The organism is Streptomyces sp. NPDC001668, from assembly GCF_042893155.1.
Classification (GTDB): Bacteria; Actinomycetota; Actinomycetes; order Streptomycetales; family Streptomycetaceae; genus Streptomyces.
Genome location: NZ_JBIAUQ010000025.1, coordinates 74204 through 94266, shown reverse-complemented (window position 1 = coordinate 94266; position 20063 = coordinate 74204). Strand labels below are relative to the sequence as shown.

Genomic DNA, 20063 nt, shown 5'->3' with positions numbered 1-20063 from the left:
GCTCCTGGATCTGTGGGACGCGGTCAGCGAGCTGCGGGACGGCTATCCGAAGGGGCTCGCACCGGCGGGCGCGCTCACCGGGACCCGGGCCGGTTCCGGTGCCGTGAAGGAGATTCCGGCGGCTACGAGCGTGGCCAGTTCCAAGAACTCCTCCTCCGCCTCGAAGACCTCGGTCGACAGGGACACCACCACCGCCTGCGGGATCCGTGGGAAGGCGAGGTGGAACGTGGCGGTGCGGACGGCCGAGGTGCTCTCCCCCTCGACGCCGAACAGCGCTCCGGGGACCGTGACGGCCTGGTCCGCCACCACGACCGCGGCGAGTCCCGCCGGCAGCGGGACGATCCCCTTGTGCGTGTCCGGCTGGTCCGGGTGGGCGCGCAGCGCGCTGTGCGGGTAGAGGTGGGGGTCTCCGGCCGGACGGTCGGTCACCGAGATCTGGCAGATGCCGGTGAGGAGGAGGTCGTCGTCCGTGCGCAGCACGAAGGAGCTGAAGTGGACCAGGCCGTCCGCGACGAGTCTGCCCAGTGCGGCCTCGAAGGCGAGGGTGCTCGCGACCAGTTGGCCGGTCGTCGCGTCGGGGCACAGCTCGGCCAGCGCGGTGTAGTTGGCCTCCATGCGCTCTTCGGGCTCGGCCGAGAGCTCGACCGGCCGGAAGCCCTCCGGCAGCGTGTACCAGAGCGGCAGCGGCAGGCCGGTGCCGGCGGTGTCGACGGTCTCCGGCGCCCGGGCCGTCACAGGGCCCTGGCCACGGCGAAGATCTTCTGGAGGGGTTCGACGGCGAGCCCGCCCGCCATGACGCCGTCGCCCGCGACGGTCGCGTTCGTGGCGGGTGTCGCCCACCTGTCGGTGTAGTCGGGGTCGAGGGTGATGGCGGTGGGCAGGGCGAGGGCTCCGGTCGCCACGGCCTGTGTGACGTCCGCGGCCATCGCGCCGGCGGCGGACGAGGAGCCGAGCTTGGCGGCGGCCCACTCGACGGGTCTGGCGATGAGCGGGTTGGACGGATCGGCCGCCTTCGCCGCCCAGTTGAAGGCCTCGCCGCCGTCTTTCACGGCCTGCGAGACGGTCGCACCGGTACGGGCCAGTGTCTCGGCACCCCGCGCCGCCTCGAACGCGGTCCTGCCTCCCTCGATGGCGGCCTTCGTGCCGTCGATGGCGGGCCCGACACCCGGGACGGCACCGAGCAGGTCACCGCCGAGGGTGGCCCACTCGCTCAGGTTCTTCGACGTCGGCGGCCACATGTCCTTGCCGCTCCGAACGTACTGGTAGGTGTGCTGGGCCGCCGCGGCCAGGCTGAGGCCGATGGCGATGGGCGCGAGGACGGGGCAGAAGATCGCGGCGATGCCGACCACCGTCGCGGCGACGGTGAGCAGGTCGCCGCCGTGCTCGTTCCACCAGTCCTTGAACTTCTCCCAGGCCCCGCCCTCGGGCGCGTACTCGCTGGCGTACTTGCGGATCGCGTCGGCGTACTCCTGGGCGCGTTCGCCGTGCTGGTTCTCCAGCTTCCTGGCGTCGTCGATCAGATCCTGGAGTCGGCCGCGGGCGGTGTCCAGGGTCTTCCCGGCGTGCTCCAGCCGGCTGTTGGCGCTGTCCAACCGGGCCTGGGCGTCGTCGAGTTGAGCCTTGTCGGTGAACATCCGCCCGGCCAGGCGCAGATCAGGGTCGGACCGGGCGCTCTCGTAGTCCCGCTCGGCCTGGTCGGCGTTCCTCCGCGCCTCCTCGGCGTCCGCCTCGTAGTGGCCGGCCCTGACCTTGAGGTCGTGCAGGGTGTCGCTCCACTTGGCGATCTCCCCGCCCGCGGCCTTGAGGGAGTCGTGGGCGCGCCGGAGGTAGTCGGGGAGGTCCGCCACCTTGTCGGTGAACGCCTTGGCCGCCTCCCCCGACCACCAGGCGCTCTCCTTGGAGAGGGAGTCCAGCAACTCGTAGGTGGTCTGCAGGGTTTCGGCGGTGTGCAGCAGGTTGGTGGAGAGGTTGGTCGCCAGGTGGGGGTGGCCGGGGGTGGGGTTCCAGCCGAGGCCGCTCCAGTCGTCGCTCACTTCGCCGCCTCTCGGGTACGGGCTCCGGCGTGGGCTCCGGGCTGGGCAGCGGCCTGAGCGCCGGCCTGGGCTCCGGTGTGCTGGAACGCCCCCTGGATCTCCTGCTCGGTCTGCTCGTACGCCTTGATGATGGCGGGGAGGGCGTCGTTGAGGACCTTGATGCGTTCCTGCGTCTTGCCGAGTCCGAACTCCCAGCCGTCCTCGAAGTCCTCGCACGCCTTGTCGAGCACCCGCTTGCCCAGGTCCTTCGGCCCGGTGTCCTTCATCCGGCGCATCGCCTCGTCGAGTTGCGCCTGGCTGTCCTCGAGTTTCTTCTTCAGCTTGTGCAGTTCGTCGAGACTGACCTTGAAATCGGCCATGTTCCTTCCCCCGTACTCGAGTTCCGTGCGTCAGTCGGAGACCTGGCGCAGGAAGAGCCACATTCCCTTGGTGCCGTGGGTCTGCCGGGCGAACCCCTCTTCCCCGGCGATGGCCTCGGCCTCGCCTGCGGAGATCCCGGGGTACCGGGCGGGATTGACGCGGATGTGCCCGCGCACGTTCGGGGCGCCGTTGCGGATCTCCCCGCGCAGTTCTTCACGGAGTCGCGCGGGCGGGACCTGCCTGCGCCGGCGCCGCGCCCCGAAGGCGATCAGGAGGTTCACGAGCACCAGCGCGGCCAGGCCGGCGCCGATCCACCCGAGGGTGACCGGGCTGACGACACCACCGGGCGGGGCCGCGAGCGGAACACCGGCCATGTGCATCGCGGGGAAACCTCCAGGTGAGAACGGCTACTACGGGAGCTACAGGTATTACGGCGACTACGGCGACTACGGCAGAGGGCCCGCACCTTAGCGAGGCCCGGTAAGGATTCGGCCAGAAGGATCGCCGCCGAATCGTCGCGTCCACACGTCCGTTCTGTGGCCGTACCGGCGCTGTTGCACCCCGGAGGCCATGGTTCCCTCACGGTTCTTCACACCATCACCCCAGTCGGCCCACATCACCCCCGTCGGTCTTTTCCGTATGGATCACCATCTTTTTCCGCCCGGATGAGGAAGGGCGCGGGGAGCGGCGCAGGTCGGAAACAGACGTGCTTGTAGGGTGTCATGAGCATTTCGGGGGAGCTTTTGATCACTTGAGCGCCATGCTCCATTTCGCTGTGGGCTCCCACGCATCGTCGAGACTCACGAGACTCATGGGGAGAGGGAGTTCATGTCGTACCCTCCGCCGCCCGGAGGGCCGGGCGGCGCGTATCCACAGGGGCAGGGAGGGTGGACACCACCTCCGCAGCCCCAGCCTCAGCCGCAGCCGGGTGGCGTGCCCTATCCGCCGCAGGCCGCGCCCGGTGGCGGGACGTATCCGCCGCAGGCCGCGCCGACTGCTGGGCCTTATCCGCCCCAAGCCACGCCGGGTCCCTACGGCTATCCAACGCAACCACCCACCCCCGCGCCGGGTTGGCCCACGGCGCCCTACGCGCCGTATCCGCAACAGCAGCCTCCCGGCATGGGCGGCGGTGGAGCCGGCGGTGGAGGCGGCAAGGGCCAGGGCGGCGGAAGCGGAAGCGGCCTGAAGAAGGCCGTCATCGGTGTGGTCGTCCTCGCCGTGCTCGCCGTGCTCGGAATAGGTGGCCTCGCCGCCTACCGGGCCCTCGGGGGCGGCGCGTTGCCCACCGCGGCCGGCAATGCTCAGGGCGATCAACTGCTCAGCCGGAACGACATCGAGAAACTGCTCGACGGCCGTAGCCGGGCGTTGCGGAGCGGTGACGAGGACACGTATCTCGCGCCCTTCACCGGTGAGGCCAAGGACACGCAGAAGAACCTCTTCGAGAACCTGCGGAAGATCCCCTTCGCCCAGGCCCAGTACTCCATCCTCAACACGACCGGATCCACCACGGACGAGTACGGCGACGGCGCCACGGTCGCCCTCGACGTCGCCTTCGTCCACAAGATCCAGGACGTGGACGTGCGGCCGGTGTCCGAGTGGTACCGGTGGATCATCAAGCGGGAGTCCAAGGACGCCGAGCCGCGGATCACCAAGGTGGGCCCCTCGCCCGGCGCCTACGGCTCCAAGGGCTATGTCTTCTACCCGGCTCCCTGGGACCTCTACGAGGACATGCACGTCGTCAAGAAGGCCCACACGCTCACGATCTCGGACAAGAAGCACGCCGCCGACACGGACCGCTACGCGCCGTACATCGAGAAGGCGGCGGCCGACGACATCGAGCTGTGGAAGGCGAACGGTCCCGAGGACACCGAGACGCCCACGGGATTCGTGACGGTCCTCGAACCGGACCGCAAGACCTACTCCTCCCTGTACGGCTCGCCGTACGTCGACTGGGAGGCCGGACAGAGCGTGGCGATGCCCACCTTCGACGCCGGTTTCGGCGGGGACGAGAAGGACCTGGAGTACGGCGGCGCGCGGGTCAAGATGGACATGTCCGGCAGCCGTTTCACCAACGCGACGTACTGGCCCAAGCTCGTGCGGGAGATCTCCCACCACGAGTTCGCGCACGCCATCGTGCAGCCGCTGGAGTCCACCGGCACCTTCACCACCGAGTCCAACGCCCGCTGGTGGGTGGTGGAGGGCTTCGCCGACTATGTGGCGTTCCGCTTCGACACCGAGCTCGGCGCATGGAACGTCCGCAACGACGTCACCGGCAAGAGGTTCAGCGGCACACTGCCCACCTCCCCCGGGAGCGAGGGCGACGTGAGCATGGACTACACGGTCAGCTACCTGGCCATCCGGTTCATCGCCGAGAAGAGCGGTGCCGCCGCCGCGCTCGAGTTCGTCGCCGACCACTATCGCCACCCCAAGCAGCTCGACCAGCAACTGCGCGCCGCCACGGGCATGGGGGAGAGCCAGTTCCAGGCCGCCTGGGCGAGCTATGTGAGGAGCCACAGCTGATGAGCACAGACGGCACGCAGGGAACCGGGGCGCCCGGCGGGGCGTACGGGGGACAGCCTCCCGCGCCCGCGCCCCCACCGGGATACGGCTACCCGCAGCAGCCCCCGGCACCACCGCAGGGGGCTCCGCCGCAGCAGTACGGCTACGGGTACGGGTCCCCGCAGCAGACCCCTCCGCCACCGGAGCCCGGGTACGGGACCCCGCAGGCGCCTGCCCCCGGGTACGGGGCGCCGCAGCAACCCCCGCCGGGTTACGGCTACCCGCAACAGCCGTATCCGCAGCCGCAGCCGTACGGTTATCCCGGCCCCGTCGGCCCCGTCGGTCCCGTCGGCGGGCCGCAACCGGGGAGCACGCGCAAGAAGCCCGTCGGAATGATCGTGCTGCTCGTCATGGCCGTGCTCGTCCTGAGCGGGGCCGGGTTCGGGGCCTGGTACATGTTCGTCGGGTCGCCGAGCAACAACGTGCTGTGGAGCGTGAAAGCCCCCGAGCAGAGCGGTGACTCTGCCGACGCGGCCGCGGCGGCGATCAAGGCGAACACCCGGGGCACCTGGTTCACCGACAAGGCGGTTGTCCAGACCCTGTCGAGCGGTGTGAAGGCGTACGACATCGACACCGGCAAACAGCTGTGGGCCACGCCGCTGCCCGGCGACAGCAACGAGGCGTGCGTCGCGCCCGAGAACTCCTCCGGTGACATCGGGATCGTCGCCTACGGCGAGGGACAGGCCTGCGATCACGTGGTCGCCTACGACCTCGACAGCGGCGAGCAGCTCTGGGACAAGGACCTCAAGCCCGGGGACACGACGTCGAAGGACCAGGTGTCGGTCGCGCGGGCCGGCGATGTCGTGGTCATCCACGCCGCCAAGGCGACGCTGGCCCTGAAGGCGGCCGACGGTACGACGGCATGGGATCCGAAGAAGTTCGCGACGAAGGACTGCGACAGCGGCGAGTTCACCGGCGGCAAGGCACTGATCCGGGTCCGCGGCTGCCAGGTCAACGACTTCGACGACCCCGACTGGGGCCAGAACTGGGACGAGGTCTCGCTGATCGACCCGGCCACCGGAAAGGCCCGCTGGACCTACCACCACAAGGTTCCCGAGGACAGTTTCGGCGAACTCGACGGCGGCGACGTCGTTTCGACCTCCCCGGTCGTCCTGCTTCGGCACGGTGACGACGGAGACGCCCTGTTCTCCCTCGACGACGAGACGGGGAAGGTCCGCAGCCAGTTCTCCCCCGCCACACCGGCGCGGTACGTCATGACCCACGACTCGCTGGGCGGCCCCTGGTCGGAGGCGGGCGCCTTCGGCGACACCTTCGTCATCGGTGTGACCGGCGACAAGGACAAGGACCTGCTGGCCGCCTACGACCTCGACAGCGGCAAGCTGCTGTGGAAGACCGAGGCGGTCGAGTTCAGGGCGTTCTATCCGTTGCCTGCGGCCGGCGGCGACCGGATCCTGGCGTACCGGGAGAACAACGACAACGACGAGGGGTCCGAGCTGGTGGAGCTGGGAGCGAAGGACGGCGCCATCAAGACGGTCGTCGAGTACCCGCCGGACGTCCACAAGGGCATGTCCATCTACGCCAGGCCCTACTGGCACGACAACCGGCTCTACGTCTCCGAGGCGAACCCGTCCGTCATCTCCGGGGACACCCCGTACACCCTGGTGGCCCTCCCCACCACCGACTGACGGCCGGACCGTCGTCGTACACGAAGAAGCTCCCGTCACCGGCACCCTGGCGACGGGAGCTTTCTTCGTACGTCAGTGACGCGCGACGACCCTCGGATGTTCTGCCGCCCCTTGCGGACAGCCCACGATCCACCCTGCGACGCCGTTCCGACCGCCGGCGACCGTCAGTCAGCGCCGGGCCGCCCTTTACCTCGCCCTCGCGCTGATCAACGATGTGACCGCGGGACCCCGGTCGGCCGGGTGGGGTGCGCGTCACCGGTGCGGGCGTCGGCTAGTCACCGTGCTTCACCGCTGACCTCGAAGCTGCTGAGCCGCCGTCTCGGGGGCCATCCTCGCCATCGACTGCAGGGCGAAGCCGACACCCGGAGCGAGCAGGCCCGCCACGGCGGTCCACCACCGCCAGGCACCGCTGTCCGGGACGAGCAGCAGGGTGGCGAGGCAGCCGAACGCCACCGCGAACCCCACGACTCCCTGCAAAGTCGCTGTCACCAGCCAGCCCGCTCCAAGATCCAGCAACCCGACCCGCCGCTCGGGGTCCGGCCGCGCGGGCTCGGTGAGCTCTTCCGCTACGACCTCCTCGGCCACCCGCACCGGAACCTTGCCCGGCAGCTGCCAGCCGTCGTCGCCCACCAACTCGGCGAGGACGTCACGGCCTCGACGCTGACGGGGATGCCAGAGCAGCCGGCCCTGCACGCCGAACAGGACTTCTCCGGCCGCTTCGGTTCCCATCTGGGAGTGGAAAGGGATCTTTCGACCGCGGCACTCCAGCACAAGGCACTGCAACCGGCGGGTGTTCTCCCGGCGCTTCTTCTCGTCGGCCGCCTCGGGGCTTCCGGGCAAGGGCGCCTCGGTGTGCTGTTCGGTGCCGGTGACGGTGACTCGTAGGGTCCGCCACTCCGGAGTGACCGTGCGGGCGGGGCGCCGGAGGCTGTCGGTCAGGAACCAGCCCATGGTCGCGGCGAGGGTCACCAGTAGCCAGAAGGCCCCGATCACCAACATGCTCTCGAACTCCACCGCGCGTCCGTCGAGTTGGCGTTCCACCTCGGCGAGCCGATCGTCGCCGATGGCACCGAGGCCGGGCCGCCCGGGTACGGACGCCACGTACAGCTCGCTGCCGATTCCCTGGCGCCGGTTGGTGTCCGCACGGAAGGTCACGGGCACGGTGCTTCCTCCGTCAGACGGGGGAAGGAGGACGGTGTAGTCGGCCGTGGCGGAGGAGCGGGGGCTTCTGTTCGCTTCCTGGTTCTCGATCTTCACGACCGGGCGCCGTTCGATCACCGCGCCTTCCCGGGCCAGCACCGCGCTCACGCCTGTTCCTCGCGCATCCGATGCGGCGAGCGTCACCCATAGGGCCACCAGCGTGAGGGAGGTGACCACCGCACCGCCGTAACGAAGCGTCAGCCAGCGTGTGCCGCTCATCCGCAACGGTACGGTTCCCTCGCCGCGTCCGGGCGAAGCCGAGGCTGTCCGCACCGCCCACCCGTAGGTCTCACCGCGGGACCGGTCGCCGTCGCGCAGCACCGCGACAGCCCAGATGACCAGGGACGCGGCGAGCAGAGACAGCGAGCACCACAGAACGGCCGTGCGCACCGGCGTGGCACCCAGGAACAGCCGGCCGGCGGTCAGCGCCACGAGGGCGAGCGGGACGGCCACGGTGACGAACCTTCCGCAGCGCGGGTAGGCACGAACGTCGTTCGCGGCCTTGTCCAAGGTCCACTGGCTGCTCATCCGAACGCTCCGTACCGCCGTGGGTCGGGCCGGTCCGGCAGAGCTCTGGCATCTGCACGCGTTCCCCTGCGCGTGTCATCGGCCGCGCCGGGTCGGTCCGCCTTCTCGTCCGCGTTGGGATCCCCGTTGACCGCCGCGTCACCGTGCTTGGCCAGGTTGCCGCCGGCACCGAGAGCGAAGCCGACGGGAACGTTGGTGGCCACATCACCCGTCAGGTTTCGCGCCGCCGAGAGGGTCCGCCCGCCCGTGGCCCGGTGAACGGCTGCGCTACCCGCTCCACCCGCGAGCCCTCCCGCAACCGCTCCGTACGCCATCTGTGAGCCGTCGAACCGAGCTCCGCTCCGCAGGGTGTTGGCGGTGTCACCGGCGACGGAGGAGAAGGCGCCCAGCGCGACGCCGTCGACAGCGTTGGCGACCGTGCCTCCGCCGAGCTGCGCCGCCAACCGACCCGCGAGGAACCTGCCACCTACGGCTCCCAACACGCCGTTGACCGCGTTGCCCCTGAAGTCGGCGTCATCGCCGGTGGCCAAGTTCGTCACGACACCGGAGCCGGTACCGGCGGCCCACTGGACACCCAGCTCGACGCCCAGCCTCAGCACCTTGCTGTCCCTCACAGACGTACGAACGGTCTGGAACATCCGCGCGGCAGCCACCAGCAGCCGCCCCAGCCTCGTAGCCGCCTCCCCGGCCTGCGCACCCAGGCGCACCGCATTGGCCGCCCCGGCCGCCGCCAAGAATCCGACCGTCACAAAGGAAAGAGCGACGGACGCGGCGATCGAGACACCGATCTCAAGGTAGATCTGATGAATCTCGTCGTTGATCTCCTCGATGTTGTCGGCCGCCTCCTCCAGCCCTTTCGCCGCCTGTTCGAAGAGCGGCACGGTCTCCTCGACCGCTCGCCCGGTCTTCTCCCAGTACTCCCGGAATGCCTCCGCGGACGCCCCTCGCCAATGCGCACCGAGTACGCCCTGCACCTGCCTGTCGAGCCCGCCGTACGCCTCCTCCAGCTCCTCCCCCATGGTTCGCCACCCCTTGGCCGCCGCACGCAGCACATCCGGACGGCCACCGGGATTCACGACCTCGATCCCGGCTTCGTAGACCTTCTCGGCGACGCTCTCCTCGCTCAACGCTTCCCACCCTTGAACAGCCCGGCGAGAGCGTCGTCCGCCGCTGTGGAGTTCTTCGCGTTGTCTTGCAGTGCCTCACCCACGGAGTCGAATTGCCGAGCCAGATTCCCCAACGCCTCGGCCATTCCGGCGGCCAGATCGACATAGGCCGACGTGACCTCTTCGGACTCCGTCAGAAACCCGAAGCCGTCATGGATCTGCTCCGCCCCTGTCGCCCGCTCAAATGCGGTGACCGCACTCGCCAGGTCGTAGGCGCGCGTTCCGAACGCGCCGGCCAGACTCGCCATTTCCTGCGGTTCTAAAGAGAAGTCACCAGACATGCGTCGCTCCGTACACCCATCCCTCGACGACCTTGACCGTGCACTTCCGCAACCGCACACAGGCCGAAGAGTCACGCACCGGCACACGATGGGAGGACGGCGTCAACTCCCTGTCTGTAGGACCCTCTCAATTCCTGGCGGTCTGGAAAAGGCCCAGGAGGCGTTCGACTCGGCCCAGTACGCGGTCGAGGACTTCGAGCAGGCCAAGGCCCACGGCGACGGCACCGCCGTAAAGCCACCCGACCGTCCCCCGGTCACCGAGGCCCTGCGCGCCCAGGTCTCCCGCCAAGACGGCGGCGAGTTCTCGCACCACCCGAACTACCGCCCCTCGCCGGTGGCGTTGGAGGCTTCGGCACCGACCACGGCCCTGGACGCCGCCACGCACCAGGCCGTCACCGGCTACACCTCGCCACCATTCCCGCGGCGGCTCTGCGGCCTTGGTGCAGTGAGTTCAAGCCGCTCCCACCAACCTCTGCTTCACGACGGCAGCTTCGCCGGTGCCCCGCAGCCATGCCGGGCGGCGGACTGCTGGGCGAAGTGCGTCAGGTCCGCTCGCTCCTCCTTCGTGAGCGGGGCCGTCGTGAACCTGCGGTCGCTGCCCTCGACCGGTGAGGCGTGGTAGTAGCCGATACCCAGGGCGCCCTGGCAGGTGACCGACGTCCAGGCCGTGGACCTGTCGATCCCCGACGGTTTGTCGTAGCCGCCGTACTTGCCGTCGTCGACCGCGTCGGAGGCGTCGCTGAAGGGGCCGTAGGCGGCCGTGAGTTGCAGACCGCTGAGCAGGCACTCTTCCACTGGTGACTTTTCCACGCCGGTCTCGCGCACTGTTGATGCGGAGGTCATCCCCGCGCAGGTACCCGTCGCGTCGCCTGCTGACACGGTCCTGGCGTCCGCCTCGGGGGCGGTGAGCCCGCTCTCGTCACCGGGGTCTGTTTCGCAGCCGGTCCGCTCCGCCGCGCGCCGTGCCGTTCCGGTGGCCACGCGGGCCAGCTTGAGCCGTACGGCTGCCGTGACGGCGGTGTCGTAGGGCGAGTCGGCCGTCACGAGTATTCCGCTGCCTTTTTCAGGCGTCCAGTTCTTGCAGCTGAGGAGGACGGAGGCGGTGGATGCGTCGTTTTTCGTGACCATCAACCCCTGCCACCCCCCGTCCAGAGGGACGGGAAAGCTGTTCGGATCACGCTGGAAGGTATAGGCACCGTATGCGTTGTGGGCGCCTTCCGTGGTTTCGATGGCGATCTCGGCGCCGTCCACCTTGCAGCGTGTGGCCAGGCCGGCCGGTTCCGTCACATCGTCCGAGACGTCGAATTGCCAACTGGAGATGTGAAATCCGAGTCCGGACACCGAAAGTCTCGACTTGCCCACGAGATCCAGCACCGGGCCGACGGGGAGCATCCCGCTGCACGCCCGTCCGGTTCTCGCGGCCGGATACTGGAGCTGAAATCCGTAGTATCCGCAGCCCAGCACGGCAAGCGCCACGATGGAATTGATCAGTCGACGCCCCGCGTTCCCACGTCGGAGACCCCGGAATATAAGGCCGTTCAAGCCCATGTCTCTCTCAGCCGTCCGAAGCACTCGGGGAGGCCGGCCCGGAAGCCGCTGGTGAAGGGGACGCCGAGCACTTGAAGACATCGTCACCGAGGTAGCTCGTGGCGATGGTCAGGGCGGAGACGAACGCCTTGGTCAGCGAGTCGTCGAGGGTCCGCGCCGGCGGCGGCTCCTTCACCTCGATCTCCAGCACGGCGTGATCACTCGTCGCCTCTCCCGGAATCGCACATGGAAGAGCCAGCCACGCCCGGTTCTCGTTCACGTTTCCCTTGGCCACCCGCACCTTGGTCGTCTCCAGGTATCCGGTGGTTGAACCGACTTTGAAGGTCTTGACGGTGGAAGGGCCCGGAGACCTGTACCGGTCGAGGTTGTCGATGCTGTCCGAGTGAAAGAGGTAGTCGACGACCACGGCGTGCTTCTTGCCGTAGACCGAGCAAGACCCGGCGGCAGTCCACTCAGTGGGAGAGAACTTGTCGACGTCCTCCTCGATGACGCCGCCGTCGCCGACGAGCGTCTGGAAAGCGTCTCCATCGAGCTTGCCACCGCACACCGGCTTACTCTCGTCGTTCGTCTGCTTGTCCGAACTGCTGCAACCTGCCACGGCCACCAAGGCAACGGCGAGTGCGATCAGGTGTCGAGTTCTCCGAGGAGCGCGTGACAACACGGTGATCATCGTCCATTCACTGAGGAGTTCCAGGTGGCCCCCGCCGCGTGCCCGGACTTCGCGGTCTGTGCCACGGAGCCGGCCAACTGGTTGAGGTCTTCGTCCGACATGTGCCGACCCGAGTGCGCGATGGCGTCCCTTACCGACGAGGCGCTGGATTCACCTGCCGCCTTCCAGCCTTCGGCGTACTTGGTGGCTGCCTCTCGCTTGGCTTCGTCCGTGGTGTCCTGTTGAACCTGTTCCACCACCATTGCCTGGATGTCCTCGACGGCCCAACCTGCGATCGTTCCCACGATCGGTGCGGCCGTACCCGTCGCCGCGCCGACCGCCATGCCGAGACCTCGACCGGCCCACTTGTCGCCGGTCGCCACGGCGTCGTTGAAGTCCTTGTCCGAGGCGGAGTGTTCCTCGAAAATGGCCTGGTCACGTGAGTCGCTGAGAAATCCCGCCACGACGCCTCCGGGATAGGCGACGTTCTCCATCGCGGCGGTGAGGTCCGACGGGTTCCCCTTTGCCACCTCCTGCATCCAGATGGCCGTGTTCGCCTGGGACGCCTCAGTGATCGCGACATAGGCGTCAGGATCCCGCCCGACCGTCGAGAGGAACGGCTCCAGCGTGCCCATGTCGAGGTGGGCGTCCGCACCGAAGGGCTTGATGGTGCCCTGTTCGTTGGCAATGGAGGCCTGCACGTCCGCCATGTACTCCGCCGTCATGTTGCCCAGGCTGTCACGGAGCGCGTCGCGGCCGGAGTCACTGGCCAGGCTGGGATCGCCGCCGATGGTGTCGACCACCTCCTTCATCAAGGCCGCACGCTCAGGGGTGTGCTTCACGGGAGCGCCGTCGTCGTCGAAGGCACGGCCCGAGGTTGCGGACTCCATGGCGTGGCCGAGGTTGTTGTAGCCACTGGGATTTGCGGGGTCACCCGTATAGCCGGAGCCTTCGGGCCAGTGCCGGTCCTTGAGCAGATAGTCCAGGTGGTCGACCTTCTCACCGTCGACGGTGGCGTCGGAGGTGAGGAACTCGGTGGAGGCGTCCGGGTTGTGTCCCAGGGCGTCCATGAATCCCGTCATCGGGTCGAGCGCGCCGATGTTGGTCGAGCCCAGCGTCCGCGGATACCCCCAGTAGGCGTCCGGGTTCTGCCCGGCGTTGGCGCCGTTCTTCTCCGCGGTGATCAGCGCGTCGCCGTAGTCCTGGAGGAAGTCCTTGTCCCACTTGCCCTCGCTCATCAGGCTGCTGGTGAGCTGGTAGCCGCTGAGGCCGTACGGCGACTCGGTGGGGTTGGCGTTGAAGTCGCGCCCGCCTGCCTTGAGGAGGTCGTTCTGGAACTTGGTGATCTCCGGGTCGGGTCCGCCCCTGCGCTGGTCGTCCGACGTGGTCGCCGTGCCGATGGTGGTGCCCAAGTTCGCCTTGAGCTGCTTGAGTTGGGCCAGCTGCTCCTTGGAGAGCGTGGTCCCGGCCGGCGGGCTCATGAGCTCGTTGTACTTGCTGAGCATGTTCTCGCCGCCGGTCTTGACCGCGAAGTCCCGTGAGAACTCGGGGTCGTTCTTGTTGGCGGAGAGAAGCAGGTTGAGCTTGGTGATCTCGGCGTCGGACAGACGCCCCTTCTTGTTCATCAACGCGGCCGCCTGGTCGGCTTCGACCGCGTCGAGGGTCGTGTAGACGCTGGTGTTGAAGGACTGGCTGTCGCCGTTGTTGTCGCGTTCCAGGGCGGCGCTGGCGGCCTCGTCCGCGGCGGTGGCCAATTCCAGGACCCGCGTCAGCCGCGAGACGAGGGAGTCCAGCTTCTCCTTGCGTTCCTTGGCAAGGGACGGCGAGGCGGAAGCGGTCGGGCTGTCCTGCCGCGGATCGACGTCCTCGACGCGGCCGTCTTCGTAGACCTTGAAGTTGTCGTTGCGGGCCTCGTCGAGCAGGGCATGCAACTGCTTCTGGGACGCGCTGAATTCACCGTGTGCGTCCAGGAGCAGCTTGGCTATGCGCTCCGCCTCGGTGGCGGCGTTCTCGTACTCCGTGCGGGCCTTGCCCATGGTGACGAAGGCGGCGTCGGCCGCGTCGCCGTTCCAGTGGCCCTTGAGGTGGTTGATGACCCGCTGCTCGAACTCCCGTTGCAGCGCTTCGTACTTGGCCGGCAGCGCCTTCCAGGATGCGGCGGCATCGGCCAGCGGGCCGAGGTCGGCCTTGTCGAGATAGGGGATGGACACCATGTGCGACTGCTCCTTGCGAGGGGGTTCCGGTCCGGCTCGGTGGGCTCACCCGGGCGTGGCGCTACGGCGACGGCCCGGGCGGCCCTACGTCACCCGAAGGGCGTGCCGATCGAGTTCTGCCGGGCCCGCTCCTCCTGCTCGGTGCGGGTGTAGTGGCCGGACGTGGTGTGGAGCTTGTCGCTGATGTCCTGGAGCAGCTGCTTGAGGTTGAGGACCTGCGAGCCCCAGCGGACGTCCATGGTCACCAAGGAGCCGGCGGTGGCCCAGGACCCGGCCTCGGCCATGCCCCCGGCACTGTGCTTGTTCAGCCCCCTGGAGGCGCTCAGGCAGTCGTCGTCGGCGCCGTTGTCGGCGTTCTCGGTGTCACCGCGCAGTTCTACGAGCGCGTTGGCGGCCTCGTCGAGGCGCTGGGTATCGACGTCGGTACCGACACCACCGCCCCCTCCACCACCGTCCGCGGGTACGGAGTTCAACCGCGTCCGAGTGGATCCGCTGTGCTGCGGCGCATCGAAGGGAGTACTCATCCCTTGCCTCATCCCCGTTGTGAAAGTGGTGGGCATGTCCGTTTCTGCCCTCACCCGGCCCCGGATCTCGTTGCATCCGTACGACGGGAGGCGGGTGCCCACTCCGGCCGAGCCGCACGCTCGGTGCCGTAGGCAAGGACATGCCAATCAAGCAGGGCGAAGATACCGGATCTTCCGTTACGTGGACCACCGTTCACCAGACGGTGAGACACGAACGCGGACCGCCCGACGGGCACCAGCCCGCCGAGCCGTCCTTCGCCCGCCTCGGATCACAACTTGGGCGCCGCCACGACCGCCCCGGCCGGCGCCTTCGCGCCCACCGGCGTGCCGAAGTCGGAGTCCGCGAGGTCCAGCGTGTTGGAACCGGTGCTGTCCTGCTTGATGAAGTACGGCTTGCCGGTGGTCGCCACGTACCACGTGACGGACTCGCCCTTCTCCGTCCCTACGACCGGCACCGCCTGCTGACCGTCCACCGTGGTGACCTTGCCCTTGGTCGCCTTGGTACCGGCGTCGAGCGTGTCGGGGGCGGTGAGCTGCTCCGGGTGGCACCAGCTGGCGAGCTTCGCCATCAGCGCGTTGCTCGACGTCCCATGCACCCACTTGTCAGCGGACAACGCGGTCTCGCCGATCGCCGCGTTCATGCCCTTGGCGAACGCCGAGTCGGGCTTGGCCCAGATGTCGCTCCCCTTGCGGATGATCTCGAAGGAGCCCTTTCCGGACAGTTCGACGGTGCCGACACATTCCGTGGCGGAGAGCCCCAGATCGCTCGTGCTGCCCTCGCGGTCCATCTTCTCGTGGAAGGATCCCGCCTCGGCATTGGTCTTCATGCCGGTGTCGTAAATCTCCTTCGCGGAGAGCTTCTCGATTCCGTTCGGCTCCGCGGCGGGGCCGGTGGACGCGACCGTGGACGGCGTGGAACCGGCTGCGGACTCCGCGGCATCGCTGTCGCTCTTGCAGGCCGTGAGCGACACCAAAGCGGCGGCACAGGCGGCCGCGGTGACGGCATGCCGCAGGGAGAGGTGGTGCTTCTGCATGGATACCCCGTAGATATTCGTTCGCGGGCGAGTTGACCTGATCATTCAACAGCAGTCGCCCGGCACTCCAACTCGGTTTCCCATCGGCGGAGTTAAAGCCCGAAACCCCCAGGGATATCGCACCTCGACGCCGATAGGGCCGTCGCAGCTTACCGGAGCTCGCGAGCAATCGAAGACGGAGTCCAACCGGCAGCGAATCACAGCGATATCCCCACCCTCCGGCCACCGGCACTTCACACAACCCGCCGAAATTCTCCGCTCCATGCCGATCCGCTACGGACACTCTTCGAACTCCAGGGCACAGGTGCTCGTAGATTGAACCCATGGGACTCTTCGACAAGTTGACCGGCACCCGGCACCCCGCCGACGATGTCGTACCGGCCTCGGCCGCGGAGGTACGGACAGCACTGCTCGGCCTCAACCGGCCCGACCTCCCCTACGTCATCCGAGACGGCGCTACGGAGGACGCCGACCTGGTCGCGGAGTGGCGCCTGGCGGAGCCGACCTGGCAGGGCTTCTTCCTCAAGTCCCAGCTGTCCCGCGCCGTCCGCATCCGCATGCGCCTGGACCACGAGGACCATGAGGTACGGGCCCTGGAGGAAGGGTGGGAGGTCAGCCGGGTCGGAAATCCTCCGACACTGAAGATCTCGTCGCGGTACACACGAGGCCCGAGCAGGACCATCTCCACCCACCGGAGGATCCAAGAGGGAGAGAACGGCACCCTCGAAGCAACGGAGACCTTCCGCTTCGACAGCTCGGACCTCCTCACCCCCCTGCGGGACACCGTCCTCAAGTGCGGGTGGACTTGGCGGGGGGTGGTCTTCGGCACATTGTGAGTGAGCGGTCCGAGTTTTTACCGAACCCAGAACAGACCGTGCGGGCGTGGAATTCGTGTGCGTCAGCTTCCGGCATTCATGGCAGTACGGGATCAAACAGCTTTGGTGCGGTGCCCCACCGCGCCTTCTGACCCAAGGGTGCCCACACAGGACCCGACCGTCCACGGACGGGTCCCTGTATTCGCTGGAGACGCCGTAATCCAGGGGGCTGCGAACGGCTGCTGCGCTGCTGCGCTGCTGCGCTGCTGCGCTCAACGGTCCTTGGAATGGAGAACGGCCTGGGCGTAGACAACGCGGATATCCATGTGGCCGGGGTCAAGGTGGTAGACCTTGTTGAGCCCCCGGTACTCCATGACGACGCCCGGCCCATGGAGCCGCCACAGCGTCCGGCTCGGACCCATGACTCGCATGTCGTCGATGTCTCCGCTGAGAAGCGAGTAGACCACCATGCAGAGCCAGAAGAGCACCCACAGCGGGGCGGCCACGTAATAGACCAACCACGAGTACCAGGTGCCGACCTTGCCGCTGACGTGCTGTGCGGTGCCGGCCACTTGCACGGTCCACCGAACACGGCGAGGTCCCAGCAGAATCCGGCCCGGCCGACGCGTGATCCGCGCGAGCGGCGAACCGTCGGCGGCGAACACCTCGTACGTCGCAGGGCCTGTCGGCCGGACCGAACACAGCAGCCCATTGTCCGGCCCGCCGTGGATGCTGAACGGAGGCGGGGAGGACCGATCGCCTCTCTTCCCCTCCCCCGGCTCGAAGACGACCCAGGCGAGACCGACTTCCTGTGGCCCCACACCCCAGAGACGGATCCGCTCGCCGATCTCGCCGGCGATGGAATGCCTGCCGACCGGGATCGGAGCGGACGGCGCAGGAAAGCCCGACTCCTGGTACGACGGCTGCCGCGCTGGGTGCGGGGTGGGGGCGGGGGCGGGGGCGGGGGCGGGGGACACGAACTGCCGCTGGTGCTCGGGCCCTTCCACCGAACGCCGCCGCAGCACCAACCACTTCGGCGCGTACCGGGCGGTGTCCTCGGGCAGGTGCCAACCGTGCTCCCCCGCGATCTGCAACGCCCTCGTCGCACCGAGCTGGCGGAAGTAACTGTCATCCACCTGGACGACCTGCGCCGCGCTCCTCGCACGCCCACTGGCAGCCGGGAGGTCGGCGAGCCGTTCCCGCAGTCGCGCCTCCACCTGGCCTGCGTCCGTACTCCGCTCGCGTCGCAGCCGGTCGCGACTCAGCCAAATGCGCCGGGGCGGGCGCGTCCGAGGGCTCCCTGACATGTCGTGAAGGACATGCAGGACCCCGCTGACGAACGGTGCCAGGACCATTGCAACGAGATACAGCGCCCCCCAGAACCACTGAAAGAGATACCGGCTCCACAGCCGGAACGCGGACTTGGGCGGGCGTGGCCCCCACGCCGAACCCGCCAAGGTACTTACCTGTGAGTTCACGGGCACCTCAGCTGCAACCAGCCAGGCAGCTTCTTCTCGACACCGTCCACTGGCACCCATCCGAACTCGTCGCAGGCGATGCCCAGAGCGCGCCTCGCACCCAAGAGACGGTAGTAGCAGTCGTCGAGGCCAAGCCGGTGCCGGCCACCGGGGCACGGCAGCGGCACAGGTGCTCCGGGCCGCGGCGGGACACAGTTCAGCCGATGGTCCGCGAGAAGTTGCCGCAACTCACGCTCCTGCGCCTGCGGGTCCCGGATCCGGTCGAGACGCAGTCGCTCCCGGTCCACCCAGATCCGTCGCCGCCAACGCGGTTTGCGCATCCGTCGTCCCGTCCCGGATCCCTGGACCTCGATCTCGAGAACGGCCAGCAGCAACAACGGAATCCGGGCGAGCAGCCAGATCACGGGGCCCCAGATCCACTGCACGCCATAGCGCACCCAGATACGCAACGCCGACTTGGGCGGTCTCGGCTCCCACTCCCTGTGGAAACCGCGGGTCGTTGTACTCATCAGATGTTGAAAGCCCCCGGGAATGTAGCGCTGCCTGAGCGTAAGCGACACGGAAGTCCAGTCGCCGCGTCGCCAGGTGGTGGATCTTGTCAATGCCCGCTGACCGTCGTCACCAGTCGCGAGGGCGCAGGGGCCGGCGAAGTTCCTCAGGGCCTGGTACGGGCCACGGGTTGCCCCTTAAAAGCCCATTCTGATGTGCGCCCCACGAAAAAGCCCTGAGCCGAAGGGCGCTCCCCCCACACCTGGCGTGCCGGACTCGCAAGCGGGGCCTAACGAACCCTGCTCCGTCAAACACCCATCCGCGGAAAACGAATCATGGAAAGTCGACCGTATAAGTGGACCATCAACTGCCGATACCCGGAATTTCCGAGCGAACCCATGAAGCCCATTGCGACCAGAAGCGGTCTTCCTCCACTCCGAACAGAGTTGGGTAAAGTTTTTCTTCGTTCGCGGGGTCCGCATAAAAGAGCGCGACGAAGCGGAGCGCCTTTTCTTCACCGTACTTTTGTGCCATGTACTGGACTGCCAGCCGAGACAGCGTGTAATTCCCCGCCCTCTCGCGTGCGTCATCCGAGTAGAAATCTTCGCCGCCGGACGGCGGAGTCCCCCTGAAGAAATAGCCGTTCAGCGTACTGAGTTCTGCTTGAGCAGCGCTGGAATCCCCCCGAAGCTCCATGAACTCGGCGAAGCCTTCAGCCAGCCACGTAGCTGGAGGTGAAGAGTGAGCGAGCATCGCATGCGCGATCTCATGACGGCTGATTCGTTGGACCCCGTCTCGCCACGTACTCGAGGTGAACCTAGCGAGCGATGAGTCCATGATCACGCGGGAACCGAACTGAAGCCTCTCATTGGATTTCGATTTGTACGCCGGCACCGATACGGTAGATCCAGCTTCCAAGGAGTCGTTTTCGCCGCCCCTAGAAAAGAACCTGTCGTAGATCTTTCTGTTCGGCTCCAAAATCACCATCGCGCCCTTGGTCACGGACACGTCGGCAGGACCCTTTTGGTCCCAGTAGGAGAAATCTTCAGCACCTGCACGGAAGATATACGGGGCATAACACTGGGTACTCCGTGCATACTTCTTGTCCGACACGACCACTACACGCCCCTGCTTGACGACAGTCATGTCGTCATAAACATCCCAGGGTGCAGGGTAGTACGTCGCATCCAGCCCGATATAAGGGGCGTCGCTTTCGCGGACCTCGCTGACGGAAAAGGGGTACTCGGATTCGTAGTCAAACTTCAGCTTCCACGTGTACTGCTCGTACACAGGAGCGACATCGACACCCTCGATCTGATGTACAAAGGCGATGTCTTCGTAACCAGCTGCTGCTGCTTCCCTGAGAGGCTGAAACCGCGCCACCGAGAAAGGGACCTTCACAAGGTTGCGAAAAACCTTGCGCTGCTTTTCTTTGGCCGTTCCATTGAAGTGTGAAATGAAAGAGGCCTCATCCTTCTCTTTGAGAGCCTGGTTGAGGTCGTCAAAGAGCCTGCCCACGGAGTAAGCATATTCTTCATCA

General features: G+C 67.5%; 18 protein-coding genes. 3 read left to right on the top strand and 15 right to left on the bottom strand.

Annotated features, from left to right (window positions below):
- Nucleotides 1-42: 42 nt before the first annotated feature.
- From ACFYZ8_RS43780 to ACFYZ8_RS43765, 4 genes are read right to left on the bottom strand one after another with little or no spacing between them, the layout of a single operon-like run.
- A complete protein-coding gene (locus ACFYZ8_RS43780) occupies nucleotides 43-735 on the bottom strand; it encodes a hypothetical protein (protein ID WP_388533862.1) in 693 nt (230 codons plus the stop codon).
- On the bottom strand, nucleotides 732-2033 hold the full coding sequence (locus ACFYZ8_RS43775) for a hypothetical protein (protein WP_388533865.1): 1302 nt from the start codon (nucleotides 2031-2033) through the stop codon (nucleotides 732-734). Before ACFYZ8_RS43775 ends, ACFYZ8_RS43780 begins: the two co-directional genes overlap by 4 nt.
- Nucleotides 2030-2392, bottom strand: coding sequence for a hypothetical protein (locus ACFYZ8_RS43770; protein ID WP_388533867.1), 363 nt, complete (start codon nucleotides 2390-2392; stop codon nucleotides 2030-2032). Before ACFYZ8_RS43770 ends, ACFYZ8_RS43775 begins: the two co-directional genes overlap by 4 nt.
- A 30-nt stretch (nucleotides 2393-2422) precedes the next feature.
- Nucleotides 2423-2773 carry a hypothetical protein gene (locus tag ACFYZ8_RS43765; RefSeq protein WP_359034883.1) on the bottom strand — a complete coding sequence of 117 codons (351 nt, stop codon included), beginning with the start codon at nucleotides 2771-2773 and terminating at the stop codon, nucleotides 2423-2425.
- Nucleotides 2774-3512: 739 nt separating this feature from the next.
- On the opposite strand from ACFYZ8_RS43765, the gene ACFYZ8_RS43760 reads away from it, so the two are divergent.
- Together ACFYZ8_RS43760 and ACFYZ8_RS43755 are read left to right on the top strand one after the other, a co-directional pair.
- A complete protein-coding gene (locus ACFYZ8_RS43760; RefSeq protein ID WP_388533870.1) occupies nucleotides 3513-4913 on the top strand; it encodes a hypothetical protein in 1401 nt (466 codons plus the stop codon).
- Entirely contained in the window at nucleotides 4913-6598 is a 1686-nt protein-coding gene (locus ACFYZ8_RS43755; RefSeq protein ID WP_388533873.1) for a PQQ-binding-like beta-propeller repeat protein, read from the top strand. The genes ACFYZ8_RS43760 and ACFYZ8_RS43755 overlap by 1 nt, the downstream gene beginning before the upstream one ends.
- A 285-nt stretch (nucleotides 6599-6883) precedes the next feature.
- On the opposite strand, the gene ACFYZ8_RS43750 is transcribed toward ACFYZ8_RS43755, so the two are convergent.
- The 8 genes from ACFYZ8_RS43750 to ACFYZ8_RS43715 all read right to left on the bottom strand — a co-directional run bounded on the left by ACFYZ8_RS43750 (nucleotide 6884) and on the right by ACFYZ8_RS43715 (nucleotide 15741).
- Nucleotides 6884-8326, bottom strand: a complete 1443-nt coding sequence (locus tag ACFYZ8_RS43750) for a hypothetical protein (protein WP_388533875.1) — start codon at nucleotides 8324-8326, stop codon at nucleotides 6884-6886.
- Nucleotides 8323-9453, bottom strand: coding sequence for a WXG100 family type VII secretion target (locus ACFYZ8_RS43745; protein ID WP_388533878.1), 1131 nt, complete (start codon nucleotides 9451-9453; stop codon nucleotides 8323-8325). The genes ACFYZ8_RS43750 and ACFYZ8_RS43745 overlap by 4 nt, the downstream gene beginning before the upstream one ends.
- On the bottom strand, nucleotides 9450-9773 hold the full coding sequence (locus ACFYZ8_RS43740) for a hypothetical protein (RefSeq protein WP_359034893.1): 324 nt from the start codon (nucleotides 9771-9773) through the stop codon (nucleotides 9450-9452). The genes ACFYZ8_RS43745 and ACFYZ8_RS43740 overlap by 4 nt, the downstream gene beginning before the upstream one ends.
- 477 nt (nucleotides 9774-10250) lie before the next feature.
- Nucleotides 10251-11249, bottom strand: coding sequence for a hypothetical protein (locus ACFYZ8_RS43735; protein ID WP_388533881.1), 999 nt, complete (start codon nucleotides 11247-11249; stop codon nucleotides 10251-10253).
- Nucleotides 11250-11328: 79 nt separating this feature from the next.
- Nucleotides 11329-11991 carry a hypothetical protein gene (locus tag ACFYZ8_RS43730; protein ID WP_388533884.1) on the bottom strand — a complete coding sequence of 221 codons (663 nt, stop codon included), beginning with the start codon at nucleotides 11989-11991 and terminating at the stop codon, nucleotides 11329-11331.
- The gene (locus ACFYZ8_RS43725) at nucleotides 11988-14183 is read right to left on the bottom strand and encodes a DUF6571 family protein (RefSeq protein WP_388533885.1); all 2196 of its coding nucleotides are present in this window, start codon (nucleotides 14181-14183) and stop codon (nucleotides 11988-11990) included. The genes ACFYZ8_RS43730 and ACFYZ8_RS43725 overlap by 4 nt, the downstream gene beginning before the upstream one ends.
- An 89-nt stretch (nucleotides 14184-14272) precedes the next feature.
- On the bottom strand, nucleotides 14273-14656 hold the full coding sequence (locus ACFYZ8_RS43720) for a hypothetical protein (protein WP_388533888.1): 384 nt from the start codon (nucleotides 14654-14656) through the stop codon (nucleotides 14273-14275).
- 320 nt (nucleotides 14657-14976) lie between these two features.
- Nucleotides 14977-15741 carry a hypothetical protein gene (locus tag ACFYZ8_RS43715; RefSeq protein ID WP_388533891.1) on the bottom strand — a complete coding sequence of 255 codons (765 nt, stop codon included), beginning with the start codon at nucleotides 15739-15741 and terminating at the stop codon, nucleotides 14977-14979.
- 323 nt (nucleotides 15742-16064) lie between these two features.
- Here ACFYZ8_RS43715 and ACFYZ8_RS43710 point away from each other — a divergent pair, with 323 nt between their 5' ends.
- Nucleotides 16065-16577 carry a hypothetical protein gene (locus tag ACFYZ8_RS43710; RefSeq protein WP_388533894.1) on the top strand — a complete coding sequence of 171 codons (513 nt, stop codon included), beginning with the start codon at nucleotides 16065-16067 and terminating at the stop codon, nucleotides 16575-16577.
- A 251-nt stretch (nucleotides 16578-16828) separates the two neighbouring features.
- Here the strand turns inward: ACFYZ8_RS43710 and ACFYZ8_RS43705 are convergent, their stop codons facing one another.
- The 3 genes from ACFYZ8_RS43705 to ACFYZ8_RS43695 all read right to left on the bottom strand — a co-directional run bounded on the left by ACFYZ8_RS43705 (nucleotide 16829) and on the right by ACFYZ8_RS43695 (nucleotide 20041).
- Complete coding sequence (locus tag ACFYZ8_RS43705; RefSeq protein WP_389050831.1) at nucleotides 16829-17773, bottom strand: hypothetical protein; 945 nt, start codon at nucleotides 17771-17773, stop codon at nucleotides 16829-16831.
- Between the two features lie 257 nt (nucleotides 17774-18030).
- Complete coding sequence (locus ACFYZ8_RS43700; protein WP_388533899.1) at nucleotides 18031-18543, bottom strand: hypothetical protein; 513 nt, start codon at nucleotides 18541-18543, stop codon at nucleotides 18031-18033.
- 343 nt (nucleotides 18544-18886) lie between these two features.
- Nucleotides 18887-20041, bottom strand: a complete 1155-nt coding sequence (locus ACFYZ8_RS43695; RefSeq protein ID WP_388533902.1) for a hypothetical protein — start codon at nucleotides 20039-20041, stop codon at nucleotides 18887-18889.
- Nucleotides 20042-20063: the final 22 nt, after the last annotated feature.

Coding starts and splice junctions, on each gene's coding strand:
- ACFYZ8_RS43760 (WP_388533870.1), top strand. CDS start 3,513: ATGGGCGGCGGTGGAGCCGGCGGTGGAGGCGGCAAGGGCCAGGGCGGC.
- ACFYZ8_RS43715 (WP_388533891.1), bottom strand. CDS start 15,741: ATGCAGAAGCACCACCTCTCCCTGCGGCATGCCGTCACCGCGGCCGCC.
- ACFYZ8_RS43730 (WP_388533884.1), bottom strand. CDS start 11,991: ATGATCACCGTGTTGTCACGCGCTCCTCGGAGAACTCGACACCTGATC.
- ACFYZ8_RS43725 (WP_388533885.1), bottom strand. CDS start 14,183: ATGGTGTCCATCCCCTATCTCGACAAGGCCGACCTCGGCCCGCTGGCC.
- ACFYZ8_RS43765 (WP_359034883.1), bottom strand. CDS start 2,773: ATGCACATGGCCGGTGTTCCGCTCGCGGCCCCGCCCGGTGGTGTCGTC.
- ACFYZ8_RS43710 (WP_388533894.1), top strand. CDS start 16,065: ATGGGACTCTTCGACAAGTTGACCGGCACCCGGCACCCCGCCGACGAT.
- ACFYZ8_RS43755 (WP_388533873.1), top strand. CDS start 4,913: ATGAGCACAGACGGCACGCAGGGAACCGGGGCGCCCGGCGGGGCGTAC.
- ACFYZ8_RS43700 (WP_388533899.1), bottom strand. CDS start 18,543: ATGAGTACAACGACCCGCGGTTTCCACAGGGAGTGGGAGCCGAGACCG.
- ACFYZ8_RS43770 (WP_388533867.1), bottom strand. CDS start 2,392: ATGGCCGATTTCAAGGTCAGTCTCGACGAACTGCACAAGCTGAAGAAG.
- ACFYZ8_RS43740 (WP_359034893.1), bottom strand. CDS start 9,773: ATGTCTGGTGACTTCTCTTTAGAACCGCAGGAAATGGCGAGTCTGGCC.
- ACFYZ8_RS43750 (WP_388533875.1), bottom strand. CDS start 8,326: ATGAGCAGCCAGTGGACCTTGGACAAGGCCGCGAACGACGTTCGTGCC.